This is a genomic window from Janthinobacterium lividum, assembly GCF_034424625.1.
Lineage (GTDB): Bacteria > Pseudomonadota > Gammaproteobacteria > Burkholderiales > Burkholderiaceae_D > Janthinobacterium > Janthinobacterium lividum.
Map to the genome: position 1 here is coordinate 328,326 of NZ_CP139977.1, position 18,327 is coordinate 346,652.

At 55.7% G+C, this 18,327-nt stretch carries 18 protein-coding genes and 4 pseudogenes; 7 read left to right on the top strand and 15 right to left on the bottom strand.

Annotated elements, in window-relative coordinates:
• Positions 1-74: 74 nt before the first annotated feature.
• The 10 genes from U0004_RS29675 to U0004_RS29720 are packed head-to-tail and all read right to left on the bottom strand — an operon-like array spanning position 75 to position 9,127.
• Positions 75-596 (bottom strand): hypothetical protein, encoded by a 522-nt coding sequence (locus U0004_RS29675; RefSeq protein ID WP_070257945.1) that lies wholly within the window; start codon positions 594-596, stop codon positions 75-77.
• The gene (locus U0004_RS29680; RefSeq protein WP_070257944.1) at positions 593-1,402 is read right to left on the bottom strand and encodes a hypothetical protein; all 810 of its coding nucleotides are present in this window, start codon (positions 1,400-1,402) and stop codon (positions 593-595) included. Before U0004_RS29680 ends, U0004_RS29675 begins: the two co-directional genes overlap by 4 nt.
• Entirely contained in the window at positions 1,395-3,053 is a 1,659-nt protein-coding gene (locus U0004_RS29685) for a GspE/PulE family protein (protein ID WP_370452842.1), read from the bottom strand. Before U0004_RS29685 ends, U0004_RS29680 begins: the two co-directional genes overlap by 8 nt.
• A 39-nt stretch (positions 3,054-3,092) precedes the next feature.
• The gene (locus U0004_RS29690) at positions 3,093-4,289 is read right to left on the bottom strand and encodes a type II secretion system F family protein (RefSeq protein ID WP_070257942.1); all 1,197 of its coding nucleotides are present in this window, start codon (positions 4,287-4,289) and stop codon (positions 3,093-3,095) included.
• A 51-nt stretch (positions 4,290-4,340) separates the two neighbouring features.
• Positions 4,341-4,817: a type II secretion system protein gene (locus tag U0004_RS29695; protein WP_070257962.1), complete on the bottom strand. Its 477-nt coding sequence runs from the start codon at positions 4,815-4,817 to the stop codon at positions 4,341-4,343.
• A complete protein-coding gene (locus U0004_RS29700; protein ID WP_070257941.1) occupies positions 4,804-5,187 on the bottom strand; it encodes a type II secretion system protein in 384 nt (127 codons plus the stop codon). The genes U0004_RS29695 and U0004_RS29700 overlap by 14 nt, the downstream gene beginning before the upstream one ends.
• Positions 5,181-5,672 carry a type II secretion system protein gene (locus tag U0004_RS29705; protein ID WP_070257940.1) on the bottom strand — a complete coding sequence of 164 codons (492 nt, stop codon included), beginning with the start codon at positions 5,670-5,672 and terminating at the stop codon, positions 5,181-5,183. The genes U0004_RS29700 and U0004_RS29705 overlap by 7 nt, the downstream gene beginning before the upstream one ends.
• Before the next feature lie 9 nt (positions 5,673-5,681).
• On the bottom strand, positions 5,682-8,006 hold the full coding sequence (locus U0004_RS29710) for a cohesin domain-containing protein (protein WP_070257939.1): 2,325 nt from the start codon (positions 8,004-8,006) through the stop codon (positions 5,682-5,684).
• A gap of 45 nt (positions 8,007-8,051) precedes the next feature.
• A complete protein-coding gene (locus tag U0004_RS29715) occupies positions 8,052-8,588 on the bottom strand; it encodes a hypothetical protein (RefSeq protein WP_139144213.1) in 537 nt (178 codons plus the stop codon).
• Positions 8,588-9,127: a hypothetical protein gene (locus U0004_RS29720; protein WP_139144212.1), complete on the bottom strand. Its 540-nt coding sequence runs from the start codon at positions 9,125-9,127 to the stop codon at positions 8,588-8,590. The genes U0004_RS29715 and U0004_RS29720 overlap by 1 nt, the downstream gene beginning before the upstream one ends.
• A 1,294-nt stretch (positions 9,128-10,421) precedes the next feature.
• Here U0004_RS29720 and U0004_RS29725 point away from each other — a divergent pair.
• A pseudogene (locus U0004_RS29725) lies at positions 10,422-10,609 on the top strand (transposase); the annotation flags it as partial.
• A 195-nt stretch (positions 10,610-10,804) separates the two neighbouring features.
• Here U0004_RS29725 and U0004_RS29730 read toward each other — a convergent pair.
• A complete protein-coding gene (locus U0004_RS29730) occupies positions 10,805-11,125 on the bottom strand; it encodes an H-NS histone family protein (RefSeq protein WP_071653710.1) in 321 nt (106 codons plus the stop codon).
• Between the two features lie 320 nt (positions 11,126-11,445).
• Between U0004_RS29730 and U0004_RS29735 the strand changes: the two genes are divergently transcribed.
• The 5 genes and pseudogenes from U0004_RS29735 to U0004_RS30175 form a co-directional block, all read left to right on the top strand.
• Positions 11,446-11,913, top strand: a complete 468-nt coding sequence (locus U0004_RS29735; protein ID WP_071653709.1) for a helix-turn-helix domain-containing protein — start codon at positions 11,446-11,448, stop codon at positions 11,911-11,913.
• A gap of 8 nt (positions 11,914-11,921) precedes the next feature.
• Entirely contained in the window at positions 11,922-12,446 is a 525-nt protein-coding gene (locus U0004_RS29740) for an IS630 family transposase (protein WP_167468727.1), read from the top strand.
• An 8-nt stretch (positions 12,447-12,454) separates the two neighbouring features.
• Positions 12,455-13,178: pseudogene (locus U0004_RS30160) on the top strand (IS5 family transposase); the annotation flags it as partial.
• A gap of 557 nt (positions 13,179-13,735) precedes the next feature.
• Positions 13,736-14,131, top strand: coding sequence for a hypothetical protein (locus U0004_RS29750; protein ID WP_070257933.1), 396 nt, complete (start codon positions 13,736-13,738; stop codon positions 14,129-14,131).
• A gap of 278 nt (positions 14,132-14,409) precedes the next feature.
• A pseudogene (locus tag U0004_RS30175) lies at positions 14,410-14,546 on the top strand (IS481 family transposase); the annotation flags it as partial.
• Between the two features lie 257 nt (positions 14,547-14,803).
• On the opposite strand, the gene U0004_RS29760 reads toward U0004_RS30175, so the two are convergent.
• Together U0004_RS29760 and U0004_RS29765 are read right to left on the bottom strand one after the other, a co-directional pair.
• A complete protein-coding gene (locus U0004_RS29760; RefSeq protein WP_070257932.1) occupies positions 14,804-15,169 on the bottom strand; it encodes a hypothetical protein in 366 nt (121 codons plus the stop codon).
• Positions 15,166-15,489, bottom strand: a complete 324-nt coding sequence (locus U0004_RS29765) for a hypothetical protein (protein ID WP_175494853.1) — start codon at positions 15,487-15,489, stop codon at positions 15,166-15,168. The genes U0004_RS29760 and U0004_RS29765 overlap by 4 nt, the downstream gene beginning before the upstream one ends.
• Here U0004_RS29765 and U0004_RS29770 point away from each other — a divergent pair.
• Positions 15,421-16,562 (top strand): annotated as a pseudogene (locus U0004_RS29770) (IS3 family transposase). The gene U0004_RS29765 and the pseudogene U0004_RS29770 overlap by 69 nt on opposite strands.
• 456 nt (positions 16,563-17,018) lie before the next feature.
• Here the strand turns inward: U0004_RS29770 and U0004_RS29775 are convergent.
• Both U0004_RS29775 and U0004_RS29780 read right to left on the bottom strand, forming a co-directional pair.
• Positions 17,019-17,654 carry a DUF4113 domain-containing protein gene (locus U0004_RS29775; RefSeq protein ID WP_070257931.1) on the bottom strand — a complete coding sequence of 212 codons (636 nt, stop codon included), beginning with the start codon at positions 17,652-17,654 and terminating at the stop codon, positions 17,019-17,021.
• 18 nt (positions 17,655-17,672) lie between these two features.
• A complete protein-coding gene (locus U0004_RS29780; protein WP_070257930.1) occupies positions 17,673-18,245 on the bottom strand; it encodes a Y-family DNA polymerase in 573 nt (190 codons plus the stop codon).
• Between the last annotated feature and the right edge of the window lie 82 nt (positions 18,246-18,327).

Consider the following 18,327-nt stretch of genomic DNA (forward strand, 5'->3'; position numbering starts at 1 on the left):
CGACAGGGTCCTTGACTTCCGCCAAGATGTCAAACCAATGTATGTTCGAGCAGTCGTCGTGAGGCGAGCTTGCCTTATTTATTCAATACGATTGCCTTTACTGTTTGCGGGTTGCTTTGGGGCTGGGTTTGATAAGTGGTCAGATACCATTCGGCCCCTCTTTCACTACCTTCATTGAGCGTATCAACAAAGCGAATCAGACCTAGGCTATCCAGCGCCTCGAGCGTAATCTGGGTCTGTCCTGTTGCTTGATCATGCGAGAGGGATAACATGGCGACCTCGTTAGAGGCGGCTTGCTCAATTGTGGATAATACCCTCGTCCACGGATAGCGCAGGCTAGCAATAACTTTTTCCTGTTCTTTTTGGCGCTGTTGTGTTTCCGGGTCGCTTCTAGCCTGCAGCTTCAATGTTGCAAGATGTCGTTCCTTTAGCGCCATCTCCAGTTGCACAGCACGTTGCGCATCGCGTTTGGCTACTTCCCGTAAGGAGATCGATTCGGCCAGTAGCACTACTCCCCAGAGCAACCCACAGGCCATGCAAAATAGCCCCAGCCACGGAATGGGACGGTGCCGGATGAATTCGAGTTGCAGCTTCATGGCATTCCCTGCACGGGCGGATGGAATAGCAGGTCACGAAAATCCGCATAGAGGTTTGGTTGCAGAAAGTCCTCATGCCGCACCACTTTGTCAGCATGCAACTGCGCCAGCGGCAAGAGCTCGCCTGCCACCGCCAGGTAGACGTGACGCTGCGCATCCTCACCGAGGGAATATGCCATGCGCCGAATCTCACGATTGATCACTTCGGTCTCGCAGCGATGTATCATCGTGCTCATCGCGTCCATCTTGCCTTCCTTTTCAATCACAATCGTGAAAGCATCGCGCTCTACCATCATCACTGCCCTGCCGCCATTCAAGGTCGCCGGCCCACGCAGTAATTGCATCGCATTCCATACGCCGGCCACGTAGGGCCGGACAGACAGCAGGCGCAAGCTGTGCTCGTTGGCGAGCTGGCGCAGCCGTGCACCAATATCAGCACGCAATGCACAGGCTACGATCTTTCCTCGTGTTGGCAAGTGGTCTAATGTGAATTCCCACTGGCCGGCGTTCAAGCCCAGTTGATGCTGCATCTGCGCTTCCGCGGCAGCGCGCTCCTCTTGCTCACCCTGCAGCTCGGACGGCAGTCGAAGCATCATGAACTTGCCCAGCGCTGAACCGACATGCACGTACAGCGTGGCATATCGACGCTTACGCAGTTTTAGCGCATCAAAATTCAAGCTAGCCGGCGTACCTGCATCCCACTGCCAGCGTGCAATCTCTTCGACGCGGCGCCACCGTCCCCATCCAGTTTGGCGCCGCAGCATTACCTCGCTGGCGTTGAGGTAAACATGGTATGCGTCAATCATGTGCCACCACCCGGTCAATTTCGTCCATCGTGGTGGCACCGCTGGCCACCAAGTCCAGCGCACGCACATTCAGCGGTCGTACGCCGAGTTCCAACGCATAGCGCTTGATCTCGGTGACATTTGCACGGTTCAGTATCATGGTGCGCAGGGTATCGTCGAAGGGCAGCACTTCGGCCAGCGCATGCCGGCCTTTATAACCTGTATTGCGACAATGCTCGCAGCCGCGGCCCCTTTTTAGCGTCAGCTCGCTAAGATCCATATTCGTCACTTTCAACCGTTCGATAACTTCCTGGCTTGCGGCTTCCGGCACGCTGCAGATAGGGCAGTTCGAGCGGATCAGGCGCTGGGCCACCACGCCGTTCAATGCCGACATGAGACTGTATAAATCGATGTCCATGTGGGCAAACCGGCTGATTACGTCGAAGACGCTGTTGGCATGCACGGTGGTAAACACCAGATGGCCCGTTAATGCAGCCTGTACGGCGATTTCGGCGGTTTCCGCATCGCGGATCTCGCCCACCAATATCTTGTCCGGATCATGGCGCAAAATGGAGCGCAGGCCTTGGGAAAAGGTCAATCCCTTTTTCTCGTTTACGGGAATCTGCAATACACCCGGCAATTCATACTCCACAGGGTCTTCTATGGTGATGATCTTTTCCTGGCCAGTCTGGATCTCCGTCAGCGCCGCATACAAGGTCGTGGTCTTGCCGCTGCCCGTCGGTCCGGTGACCAGCAGCATGCCATGTGGCTTTTTCGCCAAGCGGCGGATGCGCTCGATGGCATCGGTATCGAGACCCAGACTGGCCAGCGAAATGGCATGAGCATCGCCACGTAACTGCGTCTTGTCGAGCAGTCGCACTACGGCATCTTCGCCAAAAATGCTGGGCATGATAGAAACCCTGAAGTCCAGTTCGCGCGCCCCTAGCTCGATGCGGAAGCGACCATCCTGCGGTACGCGACGCTCCGCGATATCGAGCTGTGCCAGCACTTTGATGCGCGAGATGACTTCCTCGGCGCGCACGCGGTCCGGCAGCTCGGACGCCGGCACTAGCACGCCATCGAGGCGCAGCTTGACCTTCACGCCATTGCGATCGCATTCAAAATGGATGTCGCTGGCACCAGCTTTCCAGGCATCATAAATGGCCGCATCGACAAAGCGCACGATGGGACTGGTGCTGCGTTCGATGGTTTCGATCGAAATCACATTTCCTGCGCCATCGCCAACGCTGTTACGCTGCTCCGGAGCACCGGCCGACAGGCTGCTCGATGCTTTGATCCGGTGCTGCGCCTGGTCCAGCGCTGCCAGGATATCGACCTTGTTGCCCCATGCCAGCGCCGGGTACCCGCCCACTTTGTTGGCCAGCCATTGCAAAGCGTGGTCGTCCCATGGATCGGTCACGACGAAACTATCGCCGCCCGGCAGCCGCAACGGATAGATCACGCGTTTGACGCAGTCAGTAAAGCTCAGCAGCGAGAACTCGGGAGCGCAGGCCAACATGGTGGCCTGCGGGTAATATGCCATATCCAGGTGGGCAGGCGCTGCCGCAGCGAGGTCGGCCACTTCGCAGCCGGCCAGTGCCGCCAGCTCAACCGCTAGCGCCTGGCCACTGTCGCGCGCGCGCGCCCGCGCTTGCGCCAGCAAGGTGTTCAATGGCGGCATGCAGGATAAAGCGGAGTCGCTGCTCATGTATCAAATTCCTCCAGCCAGGTCGAATACCGGCATGTACATCAAAATAATAATTGCACCAATCATGATGCCAACGGCCATCAGCAGGATCGGTTCAGCGACTCGGGTGGCGCGGTCGATAAATACGGTAAATTCCTGGCGGTACGTCTGCGCGATGATGTCCATGATGCGCGCCAGGTTGCCAGATCGTTCTCCGACCTGCAGTAGCCGCTCGGTCACCGTATCCGTCAAGCCATTCTCGGCAAAAGCAGTCGACAGGCGCTTACCCTCCTGGATCACGCCACGCGCGCGCAGTATCTGGTCCTGGAGTTTCTTTTCAAAGGCCAGGTTTTGCGCCAGCGGTATGGCGTCACTCAGCGTATACCCGCCCTTGAGCAGCATCGACATGGTTTGATAGATGCGCGCCAGCTGGTACAGGCGCAGATAATGCTGGACAAACTTAAAACGTCCCAGCGCGCGAAGTAGAAATATCTTTAGCTTGCCATTGCGGTGGCCGATTACCGCCAGCGCGACCAGTCCAGCTAAGCTCGCCAGTATCAGGCCGAGATAATCGCTGGAAAGCTGCCCCACCTTCATCAGGATCACCGTGGAAAAACTCAGTTTTTGCGAAAAATCGTCATATACTTTGGCAAAGCGGGGTACGACATAAGAAATCATGAATAGGCACACCAGCATCCCAAAGCCAACAACCAGGCTGGGATAGATCGCTGCGCTGACCACCTTGCGGCCCAGCTCCTGGCCCACTTTTTCGTACGCCACATATTCCTCGAGCGCCTCGTCGAGCCGACTGGTGCGCTCGCTGGCGCGGATGGAGGCGATCAGCAGAGGGGGAAATCCCAGGCGGTTCAACTCCAGTGCCGATGACAGCGGTTTTCCCTCTAACAGCAATTGCCTGATTTCCAGCAGCACGGTACGTTTGGCGTCATCGTTGTCCTTGGTGCACAGGGTGTCAATCGCTTCCACCAGCGACATGCCGGATGACAGCAGGGTGCGCAGCTCGTCGCAAAACAGTACAAGGTTAAAACCCCGTATGCCGGACACGCCGCGCGTGCGGGTGCGCCGGCCCTGCACCGCGACCGACAATACCGTGTATCCCTGCTGCTCCACCATGCGAGTGACGGTGGCAATATCCTCGCCATCCACCATGCGTTCAGCAATGGCGCCGCTGGCGGCATGAAATGTGCGTATCTTAAATTGCATGAAGATCCAATCCGTTCTGACAGGCAGCGACTGCCGTATGCGGGGCGCGCCTCATGGCGCTGCCATATATACAAACTTCCAGTCGGCGTAGCGCCCACCTATCACCGGCGCGGCCCCCGGCAGGAGCAAAGGCTGGCGCCGCAAGGTAGCTTTTTCGCTCAGGCTGTACACGCCGGCGATACCGCCATCGGCCGCCTTCACCAGCCCCCATTCTGCCCCCTTGCCCACTGGATCGAGGTAAATCTTGCGCAGGTGGCGCCGTACGCCGACAAAGCGTCTGTCCTCGACCAGATCCTGCAGCGCAGGCGGATACCCTTTTGCCGTACCGGGTGCCTGCGCGTAGTAGGTGCCGATGGCGCGCACATACGCCTGTCCGATCTGGATCAACTCTTCCTCCCGCTCGCGCTGTGTCGCGGTGTTCCACGCTTCGCCGACGGCGGCCAGGCCAATACCGAACATCGCCAGCGCGAATAGCATGGCGACATAGGTAAAGCCATGCTGGGCCGTAACAGCGTTACCACGAGGCATACTCGCTCCCATCGCGTGCGCGGCCCGCCGCACCGCTCCTGACGTCGAACACGGCGCCCATGTCCTTTTTTTCCGGCGCGACGATGACCCAGCTGTCGCTGCGGTCGGTAATCGGGTCGACAGGCAGCTTGCGCAGGTAGCGGCGCGCGACGATTTCGTCGAGCGAATCGGGATAACGGCCATTGTCGCCAAAATATTTATCGATCGCATCGCGCGTCTGCGCGAGGTTCTGGCGCAGTACCGATTCCTTGGCCTTGTCGACATTACCGAAATAGCGCGGCACCGATAACGACAGCAGCATGCCGATCAGCGCCATCACTACCAGCAATTCGATCAGCGTAAAGCCGCGACTTGAGGAGCGAGTCACCATAGCCGGTACGCGATGCCATTCATGCCGACCTTGTCCGAGGTGGAATAGACGTCAAACACGTCCGCGCCCTCTTTCGGCTCCTCGGGTGAAGACAGGTAGCTACGCAAGCCCCAGGATAATTCCGCCTTCACATCGGCAGGCGCGAACGGGTCCTTCGGGATGCGCCGCAGCAAGTACATCGTCTGGCCGCCGGCCGCCAGGTCTGGCACGCCCTGCACCAATACTGACAGCGATGGTGGATACCCGCTACCCTGCCCCACCTTGCCAATACGCCCGGTATCATAGGCCTGTTTGTAGCCATCAATGGCACGGCGGATTTCCCACAAGGACTGCTTCAGCTCGCGCTCCTTGTTGCGGGTCGCCGTCAGCTCGACCAGAGGCATGGCGGCTGTCGCCAAAATACCCAGTACGGCCATCACCACCAAAAGCTCGACAGTGGTATAGCCGGCGCGAAGAACATGTCCGGACTTGCACGGGTTAAGCATGGCCCGTACTCACTTGACTAGGACGCGCAGCGGCGCTGGCAATGCTTCGGCGTCGATCGGCGTCGAGGAAATCGATTTGGCAGACAGCACGCGAATCTCGGCGGGACCCGCAGCAAGCGCCTTGAACTTGAAGCTCATCATCGTGCCCTCTCCTTTTACGCCGGCTGCGCCGGTACGCAGGATAGCCATCGATGCCTGGCCCTTGGCTTGCTCTAACGACTTGCTCGCACTGGCCGTGGCACCGTCTTGCGTGAAAAAGGCGCCTTCATCCGCATCGATCACTTGCAGGGCCTGCGGCGAAAACTGCAGCTTCAGCGGCATACCCCGTAAAGCGGTGGCTGCCTTCACATTGACATGTACAATAAACGTGTCGCCAGCCTTGACCTCATGTGGCCCCACCAGCGATACGGCCACCTGCGGCGCAGCCGTTACGGGTGCCCCTCGATCCTGCGGCAGTAGCATCATCGGCGCTACGCCCTGCGGCGCACCCGGGGTCATGGGCATCGGCACCACGCCTGGCAGGCCGGGAACCGATGGCGTACCTTTGGCCGCGCCTGGCTTTTCCACCGCTGGCAGGGTCAAGGGCCGGCTGCGCACATCGTTTTCGGTTCCTGACCAGAACTCCGCCTGGTTCAGGTCCGGTCTGCGGATATTGCGCACGATACGCGGCGTGATCGACAGTACGATCTCCGTGCGCTGGCCATCGTCACGCTGCGAAGAGAACAACCGGCCTACCAAAGGCAAATCTCCGATGCCGGGCACGCGGTTGGCGCTCATGCGCTCTTCGTTGCTGATTAAGCCGGCCAGCAGCTGGGTTTCTCCATCACGCAGCCGCAGCACCGTGCTGGCGGTGCGCGTACCGATCTGGTACACCAGCGAACCGGCGGCTGTCTTGATCTCGCGCACCAGCGAACTGACTTCCAGGCCCACCTTGATGGCCACCTCATCGTCCAGGTAGATATTCGGCTCGACGTCCAGCTTCAGACCGACATCGACGTACTGCACCGACTCGGAAATGAAGCTGTTATTGTTGGAGCTCCCGGTGGTGGTGACCACGGGCAGCTTGTCGCCAATCAGGATCTTGGCCTTTTCGCGATTGCGTGCGCGGATCTTGGGATTGGCCAAGATATTCACGTCGCCCACGTCGCGGTGCAGATTGATGCGGACATCGGGCAAATTGATGCCGATGGAATCACGATTCAGGCTTTTCAGATTACCCAGCGTGAAACCGTCCGACCCGACGGGCGCGAGCGGCGTCAGGTTGAAACCATCAGGATATTTAATGCCCAATTCGGTCAGGCTGGAGCGCTTGATTTCCAACACTTCGACTTCCATCATCACTTCCGGTTCGGACAAATCGTGCAACGCGATCAGACGTTCGGCCAGACGTATCGTTTCCGGCGTTTCGCGCACCATGATGAGATTCAGCTTTTCATCGATGAAAGGCTCGCGTATCTTCAACATGGTCTTCAGCAACAAGGCGGTCTGCTTGACGTCCGCGCTGGACAGATAGAAGGCGCGGATCACCAGATCCTGGTATTCCTTGGCCTTTTCCGGCGTCTTCGGATAAATCAGCACAGTGGACGCATCGAGCACCTTGAAGGTCAACTGGCTCGTCGACGTCAGCAGCTCAAGTGCATCATCAAGACGTGTCTGGCGCAAGAAAATAGTGGTGCGCAAATCTTGGCGCACGTCCTTGTCGAGCACAAAATTGATGCCGCTGTTGCGCGTCAGGGCTTCAAGCACCATGCGCAGGTTGGCATCGCGGAAGTCGAGCGAGATGGGGCGTGTTTCGGCCAGCCGTGCGACACTCAGCTCGGACTGTTTGCTGGCCAGCTCCAATTGCCGCTGCAACCCGAGCAGTTCAGCATTCCTTGGCGTGTCTTTTAGCGCCGCCTCGATCACCAGCATGGCGCGCTCGCGCATGCCTTTTTCAATCAGCTCGCGGGCGTTGGCCACGGCGGCTTTTTGTCGGGCGTCTCGTTCGATTTCCAGCAACATGGCCCTGGCTCTGTCCTCATTGGGATGTATTGCCAGTGCACGCTGCAGAATTTCCTTCGCCTGTGTCTCATTGCCGCGCGAACGCGCAGCCCTCGCTGCGGTCAGCAAGCGTGCCAGAATGGTGTCGCGTGCGGCAAGCTGACCAGTGCGCAAAATCACACTTTCCGGATCGTTCTGCAAGGCCGTGTCGTAGGCCAGCAGCGCTTCCTCATACTTGCCAGCGCCGATCTGGCGCTGTGCATCGTCGCGTATATACTGCGTGCCGCATCCCGCCAGCAAGACGGCGCTGCATACCGCGCCAGCCCAGCCTAAATAATGTCCCTTGTAACGCAATGCCCTACTCCCTGTTATGCATGAACGCCCTGCTGTCGTAGCCTGTTAATTGCCGGTCTGCACAGCGATCACTATTTTTTCTTCCAGCGGCACGTACGTCACGACAATCTGCGTCTCGGTCACTGCATCGATGCGGTATGTATTATCCAACAACTGGCGCGCGTGGATGGGAATAAGTGTGTCGCCACGCGTTAAATAAGTGACCGTCCGGCCATCGACGTCGACCATGCGCCCGAAGTACTGATAGGGAAAGGTTGGCGCGCTCGGTTTTGGTGGCGGTAATGACGGCGGTGGCGCCAAAGCTTTTGGTACGGGTAGCTGGAAACTGATGTAACGGAACAGGTCTGTTTTTGATTCGACCATGGGGTCGCGTTCCAGTAAGCTGCCTGGCTCGCTAGGGCTGATTACCAGCGCCGTCGGAACGGTCGTGCCGGCTTGCCGACCCGGCACCGCTTCCTGGGTGGACAAAGTAAGGCTTTCCTGCTCGCGCCACGCGGTCCAGCCGCACAAGACTGCTGTGAGTAGCGCTGCCAGCCAAAGGCCTTGCCGGCTGGACGGCAGGGCCGGCATCGATATTGCCATCAACTCGGCTTCCGGTAAAAGTAAGTGAAACGCACATCGATATCCATGACGATATCGCTGGCACGCGCGCGACGCAGCGATAGCGAGTCCAGCGCGAGTCCGCCGTGCGTGGCCAGTATCGCGGCCAGGGTTTTCTTCAGCGGTAAATAGGCACCCTTGATACGTGCATTGACCTCGACGCGCCCGATTCCGGCGGCAGCTTGACTGTCGGCGGCTGGCTTGAAGCTCGCATCCGACACCAGCAGGCCGTTTTGCGTAGCCAGCGACTGCAAGTCCGCCGTCACCAGCGACAGGCTATCGAATCCGGCCAGGTGTACTGCCAGGTTTTGTTGCGCTGTAACAGGATCAGCCGCTTGCGCACGAGACTGGGCTTCCAGCACGCGTATGTTGGTCGCTACTATTGCATTCTCAGCGCGCTGCGCCGGCAATTCATATGAGCCCAGCCACACCGAGCCGCATAGCAAGAAGCCGACCGCCAGCCATGGCCAGTACCGGCGTACTGAGAAAGGGAATAGCTGTAATTTTTTTAAAGGGTACATTGAATCTTGAAAAATTTAATGACGTGGCACCTAGAATATTGCCGATCAATTCGCTTTCTTGACGAAGTTCATTCACCAACTGCTCAACCGGTAGCCTGATCCAGCTTGGTCTGCACGTTCGCTTTCAAATGCTCGAGTTGTTCCGCCCTACGCCATAGTTGGTCCTTCGGCAGCGCCTTGTGGTTAGCGCACTTCGCGGTCCCGTCCTCCACCACCGGCTTGCCGCTGTTTTCAGCCCATCTTTCCCTGCCTCAGGAGCAGACATCCCCGCCAAAAGCAGCGGTGTTGTCACCACATCGCGATACGTGCACCTCATCTATACCAACTGGCCTATGACGGGGTGGAACTGATGCGACTTTTCATTCAACGTCACGCTGTCGATCCCGGCCAGATTTTGGTCGAGTCGAGTCGGCGGCTCCTTAGCTACGTATCGAGGAGGGATACACATTTTTGCATCATAGAGCCCGAGAGCGAGCGTAAGTATTACTGCCTCAAATCAAATTGATCAGTGCCTCTCTACTCTACAGTAATCAAACGGTGGGTAAAGCTCACGGATTCAGTATGGATTTAATCAAGTTGAAAATACTTGACTGTCTCAGACATTGATTGATCTATGCAGGCGTCAGCTCCCCTGAGCTGAACAGTTTTTCCAGTAATATGGGCAGGACGTAATCCCACCTAATATTCTCTGGTTAAAAATTTTCTTTGCGAAATATCATGATAGTTATAATCACTAATAATTTTTACAGTTAACTGAATATTCAGCACACAAAATCTGACAATCTAATACAATAATAATTAGGGGTTTAGCCAACTACAGATAATTTCACACATCTTCGTCTGAAGAACAATTGTCGCGAGCACAATTTATTCGTCAATATTTTTACATCCACACGGAAAAATGTCAAATTGTATAATATAAAAATTTGGGGCAGTACACATTTCTACTAGAAGTCATGGCCATACTGGGAGTACCCAATGAAATCTAGTTCATTCAAGAAAATAATCCTAGTTTCTATCGAATTCACTTGACATTGTTTTTCAAATTCGACAACAAAGCCAAGCACATTCACTACAGATCGATAAACGCTGAACGCTGAATAAGCTGATGCTATCAGCCCCCTTCCTTCATCAAAGATGGGCGGTATGACTACGAGGGTAGATATGAAAACACCGATTAAGACAGCCTCACATAACGTCGTCCAGAGAAACAAACGGCCGCAAAGCTAGTCAAACCCACCCGGCATCGTTTTCGGGAGCCAATCAGGCGGTCAAAGCACTTCTTTCTGACGACATGTGGGCGCTGATTCAACCTTTGCTGCCAGTACATCGTCCTTCCTCCCAAAGGCGGGCGTCCTCGCATTGACGACCGCGCCGCCTCGACCGGCATCCTGTTTGTCCTCAAGACTGGCCTGCGTTGGGAATATCTTCCCCGTGAACTGGGCTGCGGCAGCGGTATGAGCTGCTGGCGGCGTCTACACACTTGACAACAGCCCGTGTTTTGCCATGTATCCATGACGTCATGCTGCAGCACTTGCGGAAAAATGACCAGATTCAGTGGGCACGCGCCAGTGTCGAGTTGGCCAGTCGTGCCATACCGCCACCCAGGCGGACTGCAACTGCTGGTCAATTCTTATGGCCCACTGAGGAGGCTCCATAGCTGCCACCGTCACAGTATTAAATACGAATCCCATCAAGGGTTTGATGCTTCTCCAGCCAAGACTTGACCCACAGCGGCCGGCGGCCTCGACCGCTCCACTGCTGTTCTTGGTTTTCAGGGTTGCGATACTGAGCAGCAACTGCTTGCTTCCCCCCCTTTACTATATTTTTTGGCGCGCCGGCAATCAATTGTGTCAGAGGTACGCCGACTCGCTGTGCAATCGCGAGCATTTCCGCACGGGCTTTTTCCAGCTCGCCTTTTTGTCGGGTCTTGATTTCTTGAATTGCTTGCGCTTCGAGCTTTTTTAACTCGGCCAGTGATAATGATGAGATGTCCATACGAACTCCTTGAAAGTAGTACAAATTTGGGGGTACCTGTATGTGACTTGAGCACGCATGCCAAGTGAAAGCCATTCTAAAACATTTCGTTCGTGCTTTAGCAGTCTTCTTTCTCCTTGTAACATCGAAACCCCTTGTTTAAAGGGGCAATTTCGACTGGAGCCATGCAGCTAGCCCGGCAACAATCGTGAAAATCACCGTGACCACGAAGGCTGAAATATGGAACCACGATCCCCTTCCTTCGCATCGACCTGGCTTCTAAGTAATTCGTCAATTTTTGCTGTCAAAGCCTGATAGGCAACGACGCAGAGGTTGATGTGATGAAACGGTTGATACTACAACAGGCTGAACAGCAAACATTGCGCGACATGGGTGTTTTTCATCCGCACCCACGTGTCCGGATACGTGCCCAAGCGATCGTTCGATTGAGCCAGGGACTGACTTTGCAGCAAACTGCCAATGAGTTCCATGTCCATCTGAACAGCATTGAAGCATGGCGGCAACGCTGGAACAGGCAAGGCCTGATGGGTCTTTATGAAGGCCATCATAGCGGGCGCAAACGCAAGTGGACGACCGAACAGCAAGAGGCACTGCGCGCATTGGCGCAAGCCGATGGGGGCAGTGCCAACAGTCTGCTGCGGACCCTGGCGCAAACGGAAGGCTTGCCAGCCATCAGCCAGGAAACGGCAAGGCGATATCGGCACGAGATGCGGTTCAGCTACAAGCGCTACCGCTACAGTTTAAAAAAAAGCATCCGCCGGAAGCTTTCGGCAAGGCCGCACGGCTAATCGGCGCGTTGGATCAACAGGCACATGCCGGGCAGTGCGAGCTGCTGTTTTATGACGAATCCGGTTTCAGCCCGAATCCTCCGATTCAGTCGGGCTGGTCGCTGATTGGACAGACGCGTGGCGTGGAACCGCTGTCGCATGGAGAGCGCGTCAATGTCCTGGGAGCGCTGCGCCATGACCACAAGCTGTACTGGCGAACGCAACGTCGGCCGACAGTGCGCGACGACGTGATCAGTTTCTTCGATGAACTCGCGGCACAAGAACATCGTGTGCCGCGCATTGTCGTGCTGGACAACGCGTCCTTTCACAAGGGGCAGCAAATCGAGAAATGCCGGCGAAAATGGATGGCGCAGGGGCTGTTTCTGTATTACTTGCCGCCTTACAGCCCGGAACTGAATCGCATCGAGATCCTGTGGAAACAGGCCAAGTATTTCTGGCGCCGTTTCATCGGGCTGAAAGGAAGCGAGTTGCTGAGCGAAGTGGAATCCTTGATGAAAGGTTTCGGAACCGCATTCACAATAAATTTTGTCTGACTACTTAGGCGATCCATGCCTTTGCCGACATCGACCTGGGACGTAAATCGGCGACAGACGCGACGACCTTGTTGAAGTTCCGGCACTTGCTTAAAACCAATTAGCACACGGGCCAGATCTGCGACACCATCAACGCTCACCTAGCCGAGAAGGCTTGATGATGCGCAAAGGCACCATCGTCGATGCCATCTTGATTATCGCGCCACCATCGACAAAATCAAGAAATGCAAGCGCGATCCGAAATGCACCAGACAAAAAAGGGCAATGACTAGCACTTCTGCATGAAGGCCCATTTTGGCGTGGAGGCCGCGCGTCGGGACTGCTGCACACGGTCGTCAGCACGGCCAGTAGCGCCGGCGTAACGCAGGCGCATGCGCATAAGCAGTTGCATGGCGATAAGACTGTCGCATTCTGCGATGCTGGTTACCAGGGAGTGGAAAGGTAGCCCGAAAAATCGGCAAATCGGTGACGTCGGACGTGGCCATGAAGCGCTCCACACACAAGGCACTGTCCTAAAAAAACTGGGGCGGATGACGGAGCATCTGAAGGGCATTGTGCCGGGAGAAAGTCGAGCATGCCTTCCATGCCGTCAAGAGCCTGTTCCCTCATCTTAAAATCCGCTATCGCGGCCTGACCAAGAATACCGCGTAACTGTTTTCGCTGTTCGCCTTTTCCAATCGGGTGCTGGCCAGTAAGTGCTTGACGATTACCGAATCCGGGAGCCCGTCCTGATTGCAGAAAGACGCGAAGCATTGCGTCGAATCGAACGAAGAGCGGGCCTGAGCGGCTCACCGGTCCCACCATTTGGCGCGCCAACCCCAATAAGAAAGCGAATTGATCAGCACTTCGTTATAGTGCTGTAAATGGCTATTGCATTATTCAAAAATCGTTATAAAATATATCTCCCATGAAGCAACGTTCCCGGCAATGAATATCAAATATCCCTTCATCCTCACGACAATGTGCATGGTAGCGCCGTTGGTCATTGCCGGACTGGACAGCAGACCGCCCGGCGTTACAGCGCCGCAGCCGTATATGGCTGATGCCGCCAGCGGCGAAACACGGATTTTCCTATCGATAGATAGTGACGCCCTCTGCGCGACGAACGTTTTTCGATCGACAATACGCACCCTGGCTTAATGCAAATGTACGCTACTGCCTTGTCAGCTTTGCTGGCCGGCAAAAAATCCAACTGAAAGTCGATGTCCGCGCGGGGGAGACACGACGCTTTGCTCGCTCTACATCATTCAATAACATCGCCGCACCGGCCGCGATGCCGACACGAGCTCATGCTGCGCCTCCTTATCGCGCAGCTATACATGCAGATCATTTCAAACAACACTGGTTTAAAGGACACTATGCTACGCAAATTCTTGCTTTCCACCGTTTTCCTCTGCAGTTCCCTGTCGCTGACGTCGGCACATGCCGGCCCAACATGGCAAGAGGGCGAGATATGGGATCACGCCGCCGTCGCTGGCGGCTTGCTGATACGCTTTAATCCCGCCACCTCAGCATCGCCCGACAATTGTGCCGGCGCCACATGGATGTTCATTCCCGAAGCAAACAAGACGCTCATCGCCGTCACCTTAATGTCCATTGCAAGCGGCAATCGCCGCGTGATGGTGTACACCAGCGGAAATGTGTCGGGATTCTGTACAGTTACCCAGGTTGACCCCATCAATTAAACCAGGTTTGACAGCAGCAAGCCGCCCTAGAAAGCATTTCACCGCCGTGCCTATGTGTCTAGTCCGAAGACATTGCGCAGTTAGCCATAACAACACCGCACGTATTCCGCCATACGTTGGCACGCGCGCGGTAGCAAGTGGCATTCCGTAGGATGTGGTGCCGGGAATGCTGGAACATGTGAGTGCGGCTACCACCTCCATTTATGTACGTGCCAAGGAAAAACGAACGGCTAAAGAAGCCGCGAACTATTTTCAGTTACAACAAAACAAGAATGACCCGCGAAGCCGCCAAGGTCTTCAAATCAGCCGTGCTACGGCAGCCAAGTGGCTCAAGCGTAATGACGTGCAAGACCGATCCCACTGGGCCCACACGCTGCACACGACCTTGGATGCAAGGCCCAAACGCGCTGTGCTGCTGCGTTAGTTTCTCCAAGTTCAAGCCTTGCAAACAAACCTCGCGAAACACTATCTACCGCCCTCCCCTCGCCCAAGGTTGCAAGGTTCATTGCACCGTACGCCATGCCAGCTAGTAGGTTGCCTCCGGCCGCGCCAAACTCGCCATTATTGTACGCTTCCGTCATCCGTCATCCGTCATCCGGCGCCCATAGCCACCGGTGAGTGCAGTCTCAGTACCTTTGATCAGATTCTGCGTAACCCCACTGTTTGCCGAGTTTAATCAAATGAAGTGCCAGCTTTCTCGCGCATCAGAATTAAAGCCTCGTCCAATTTACGCCTCACGTCAACGGACAGTTTTCGATTCCGATAGTCGGCAACGTTGAGACTATCGACTACGGGAAAGGCATCCTGTGCTGCAGCAGTACGGGGCACCTCAATCACAACAATTCTTTTTTCATCAACCAACACAAAGTAGATATCCTCTCCTTGCTCAGGAATCCAGTTTATTACCAGTGCAAATGATAGCGCCGGGAAGCGTAAAAGAAGAGTATTCGTTAAATCAGAATTCAGCTGTCCCGAAAATAACGCAGCCATCGATTTCAATAGATTGTCGCGAATGCTAACTCTTTGTGAATTTATCATTTCAAGACTCCAGGAAAAGCCGTGACCAGATTACCGAATCTATCTGTCATCACAGTCATTACCGATGTGGCCTGACCGTCATTAAATTTATCGAAACCAATAGCTCTACCAGCATTAAATTCACGGAGGTAGCGCACTCCTACATCGCTTTCAATCATTCTAGTAACTGGGGTAGCGATGACATCCTTGTAGTGGTTTAATGTACCCGGACACTGATTTAGGCGAGAATGCTCGCCACAGAGAGGTGTTTGATGAGCAAGCAAAGACGTACGTTTTCCCCTGAATTCAAACAGCAGGCAGCATGTTTGGTGCTGGATCAAGGATACAGCCACGTGGAGGCAAGCCGGTCGGTCGGCGTCGGCGAATCAGTGCTGCGCCGCTGGGTGTAGCAGCTTCAGTTGGAGCGGCAAGGCATCACGCCACAGTGTAAGGCAATGACGCCTGATCAGCAGCGAATACAGGAACTCGAAGCACGCATTGAGCGTCTCGAGCGGGAGAAGTCCATTTTAAAAAAGGCTACTGCGCTATTGATGTCGGAAGCGATAGAACATACGAGGTAATCGATCAGATTTGTGGTGACGAATCAATCGAGTTGATCTGCGCGGTGTTCGACGTAGCGCGGTCATGCCTGTATGCGCATCGGGAGCGCGTCTGGCACATTGATGTTGAGCGCATGGCATTGCGTAGCCGCGTGCACGAGCTGTTCGTCGAGAGTCGCAGTTCGGCGGAAAGCCGCAGCATCATGGGCATGATGCGCGAGGAAGGCACGGCAATTGGCAGCTTCAAAGTCAGTCGTTTGATGGAAGAGTTGGGGCTGGTCTGCAAACAACCTGGCAGCCATGCTTATAAGTAGGTTACGGTGGAGCGGGTCGATATTCCGAACCACCTCAATCGTGAATTCACAGTGGAGGCGCCAAATCAGATCTGGTGCGGGGACATCACCTATGTCTGGGCGCAAGGCCGATGGTATTACTTGGCAGTGGGGTTGGATTTGTTCGCTCGCCGAGCGGTGGGCTGGGCATTCTCGCTACGACCCGACGCTGAGCTTGTTGTGCAAGCGCTGAAAATGGCTTACGAGCAGCGAGGTCGACCGCAGGGGCTGCTGTTTCATTCGGATCAAGGTAGCCAGTACGCCAGTCGAAAATTCCGTCAGCGCTTGTGGCGCTATCGGATACGACAGAGCATGAGCCGGCGGGGAAATTGTTGGGATAACTCCCCGATGGAACGGCTATTCCGCAGCTTCAAAACGGAATGGCAGCCGTCAACTGGTTACATGACGGCACAGGAAGCACAACGGGACATTAGCCATTACCTGATGCACCGGTATAACTGGATACGGCCACATCAGTTCAACCAGGGACTGGCACCGGCCGTCACCCAAAAGACTTGTTGAAGTTAATAACCCGCACTACGACCCCGAGTCACTGCTCAACACGGTCATGCGATTATTGTGTGTGAAGAACGACAGGCAACTGGCCGTCCGCCTCGGCGTCCAGGCCCCCAAAATTTGTAAGATTCGGAAACGCCGGGTACCAGTTGCTCCTGCTTTGTTGATCAGCATGCACGAGGAAACAGGTCTCAGCCTACGTGAATTGCGCACGTTGATGGGCGACTACCGCGAAAACTCAGGGCCGAGCGCAAAGCATCCGGTAAAGCCGCTGGTCCATCAAAAAAATAGCACTTACCTTATCCAAGGTCAGCGCGTCTTGCCGCGAACTTTTGCGGCCGTATAAGTGCCAATCAGGTCGGCATCATGTCCGCATCACTCATGATTGGTGTCTCTGCCGGCGCCGGCAAGGCGCTATCCAGATGCCAATAACTTGCCTTCATTGCCACGCGGTACTACCCTTCATCTTGCATTTGCTATTGGTAATTCGTCCCACCTGGTTGTATAACAGGGCGTCTTATTGCCGGAGCGCATCGCCCAGCGTGGTGCTAGGTCTGCCGACGCGAGCGTCACCGAGTCCCGCCCGAACCGCTCGTTCAGCGCATCGAGCGCCGCCATCACCTTGACAGCGGGCTCGCGCGGGCGCGCTTCATCAAACAACACGCCCTGCAGCATACTCTTGGGCGACAGGTCCAGCAGCATCACGCCGGCCTTCTTGTAGCGGAAGCCTTCGATGAATTTCCTTTCCAAGCCATGCAGGGCGGCGCCGGCCAGCACGCGGCTATCGTCCGTCGGCACAATCAAGGGCACGGTCAGGCCGTTGCTGTACTGCAAGTCCGTTTTGCGGAAAGGGTTGGTCTGTATAAAGACGTGGACGGCCCCGCAGACCGAATCCTGCGACCGAAGTTTCTCACTGGCGCGCGTGACATAGGAGGTTACGGCCTGGCCCAGTTCGTCGATGCTGGCCACCATAGCGCCGAAGGACTTGGAGCTGACGATTTCTTTGAGTGGTGGCGTCACCTCTTCCAGGGCTAGGCAGGAAATGCCACGCAGCTCGTTGCAGGTGCGTTCCATGACCACGCCGAACTTGGCACGCATGTCGCGCGGGCTGGCTTCCTAGAGGTCCTGCACAGAATTGATGCCCATAGCGCGCAGTTTATCGCCGATGCGCCGGCCCACACCCCATACCTCGCCAACGTCGATGCGAGAAAAGAGCCAGTGCATACGGGCGGCCGACATCGTGGAAAGATCGCATACACTATCGAACAGCGGGAATTTCTTTGCTATGTGGTTGGCGAGCTTCGCCAGAGTTTTTGAGGCGCCCACGCCCACGCATACGGGCAAATTTACCCATTGCAAAATCTTGGCGCGCATATGCTGGCCCATGGCCGTAGGCGACTCCAACAGGCCGCCCATGCCGTTCAAGTTCAAGAAAGCCTCATCGATACTGTAAGACTCCAGATGTGGGCTGTAGGTCCGCAGGATCGTCATGATGCGGTTGCTAAAGTCACCGTACAACACGTAATTACTGCTCAATCCCAAAATCCCATGCTGGCGGGCCAGGTCCTGCATCTGGTGCCACGGCGTACCCATCTTCACGCCCAGTGCTTTGACTTCGTTAGAGCGCGCCACAGCGCACCCATCGTTATAAGTGCAGCTGAGGGCAACCTGAAAGTCAACCGAGAGCATGGTGGATGTACCACGGTGTTGTTAAAACGTGGCAAACAAAGGCTTCGCAACTATTTTTTGTCAATAAAACAGTCAATAACAT